This is a genomic window from Moorena sp. (assembly GCF_982860115.1).
The window spans coordinates 4,343-6,389 of record NZ_CEYLVT010000330.1; the positions used below are offsets into that span (position 1 = coordinate 4,343).

Sequence of the window (2,047 nt, forward strand, 5' to 3'; positions counted from 1 at the left end):
AGTATCGGCAAGGAAAATATTTTCCTTTAGTTGATCAGCTTAATCAGGTTAATCAAGAATCATCAGACACCTTTGAACCTGAGATCGAGGATACTACTCCCACTACTAATGGGTCATCCCAGGGTTTTTTACTAAAACCCTACAGTGTCAAACAGATGTGCGATCGCTTCCGGTGCGGGGATAGATTACTCAAGAGGATGCGCACTGAGCCAAACTTCAGCCAGTGGAGTCGCTCTCGGGATCCCGAGGGCATCACTTGGGAATATCGGCAAGGAAAATACTTTCCTTTAGTTGATCAGCTTAATCAGGTTAATCAAGAATCATCAGCCACTTTTGAACCTGAAATAGAGGATACTACTCCCACTACTAATGGGTCATCCCAGGGGATTTCAGTAGAACCCTATAGTGTCAAAAAGCTCTGCGATCGCTTCCGTTGTGGGGATAGGTTACTCAAGAGGATGCGCACTGACCCAAACTTCAGTCAGTGGAGTCGCTCTCGGGATCCCGAGGGCATAACTTGGGAGTATCGGAAAGGAAAATACTTTCCTTTACTTAATCAGCAATAAATCATTAACTCAAACCGAGTCAGCAGATGCGTTCGCGTAGCGTCGCTACGCGAACGCATCTGCTTTATTATTTCACCGGATACGAGAAACTTTGGTCTTTCCCAACTTGGGGTATCTTCGAGTCTGTTCTGCCTCTTCCCCTTCTCCAGTTTCTAGTCAGGGAAAGTAGTTACTGATTTTTCCTTTCCCTGGGCTAGCTGCTACGGGCGACCTAACCTTTAGCTGCCATAGATAATATCAGGTCAATCATGCGGTTAGAGTAACCCCACTCATTGTCGTACCAACAGACAACTTTAAAGAAATTAGAATTAAGTTCCATTCCCGCTCCAGCATCGAAAATGCTTGAATGAGGATCCCCTTGAAAATCGGTGGACACCACTGGCTCCTCTGTATAGCCCAAAATTCCTTTCATCGCCCCAACTGACGCTGCCTTCATTGCTGCACAAATCTCTGGGTAGCTGGTTGCCTTTTGAGTCCTGAAGGTCAAATCTACCACTGATACATCCGGTGTTGGTACCCGTAATGCCATCCCTGTAAGTTTACCTTTCAGTTCCGGTAACACTAGCGTTACAGCTTTGGCCGCACCCGTAGAAGCGGGGATAATGTTCTGAGCAGCACTTCGCCCCCCCCGAAAGTCTTTCTTACTTGGACCATCTACCGTTGGCTGGGTAGCAGTCATGGCATGGACCGTAGTCATTAACCCTTCCGCTAGCCCAAAATTGTCATTAATCACTTTAGCAATGGGAGCAAGACAGTTAGTTGTGCAACTGGCATTGGAAACGATACTATCAATAGCCGGGTCATAGGTATCGTGATTGACACCCATCAACAGAGTGGGAACCAAATCAGGGTTTTTAGTAGGAGCAGAGATTACCACCCGCTTCGCTCCCGCTTCTAAATGCTTAGATGCCCCATCATAGGTGGTAAATAGACCAGTAGATTCTACTACATATTCCACACCGAGTTTCGTCCAAGGCAGCTCCTCTGGGTTTTTAATTGAGACACAGGGGATTTTCTTGCCATTGACCACAATTCCATCAGCTTCAACTTCTACGGTACCCTTGAAACGACCATGGGTTGAGTCGTATTTGAGTAAATAGGCGATAGTCTGTGGTGGAACTAGGTCATTAATGCCCAGCACTTCGATTTCTGGGTAGTTGAGGGCAGCACGAAATACGAGTCGTCCGATACGACCAAATCCATTGATACCCACTTTGACAGTTGCCATGGACAAATCTCCTTTAAGAGGTTTACAAATTTACGTTTGTCGATAGCGATGCAGCGCGGTCTTGGGGAGGCAGCGCGGTCTTGGGGGTTTCCCCCATGAGCGACTGCATCAAGACAGGTGCGGACGCAGGTTCCGCACACAGAACCCAAACCATGAGCGACTGCATCAAGACAATTAATAATCCTCATCCAGCGATGCAGAGGTGCGACCCGTGATGGCGAACGCGCCCCGCGTGACCTACGGTCAAGGGATT

1 protein-coding gene and 1 pseudogene are annotated in these 2,047 nt (G+C 47.6%); one reads left to right on the top strand and one right to left on the bottom strand.

The features are described from left to right. Nucleotides 1-566: pseudogene (locus tag AC4II3_RS30570) on the top strand (hypothetical protein); the annotation flags it as partial. A gap of 211 nt (nucleotides 567-777) precedes the next feature. Here the strand turns inward: AC4II3_RS30570 and gap are convergent. Continuing rightward, the gene (gene gap / locus AC4II3_RS30575) at nucleotides 778-1,794 is read right to left on the bottom strand and encodes a type I glyceraldehyde-3-phosphate dehydrogenase (RefSeq protein WP_488013379.1); all 1,017 of its coding nucleotides are present in this window, start codon (nucleotides 1,792-1,794) and stop codon (nucleotides 778-780) included. Nucleotides 1,795-2,047: the final 253 nt, after the last annotated feature.

Bases quoted from the DNA above. Each gene is read 5' to 3' on its own strand.
- gap (WP_488013379.1), bottom strand. From the start codon at position 1,794: ATGGCAACTGTCAAAGTGGGTATCAATGGATTTGGTCGTATCGGACGA.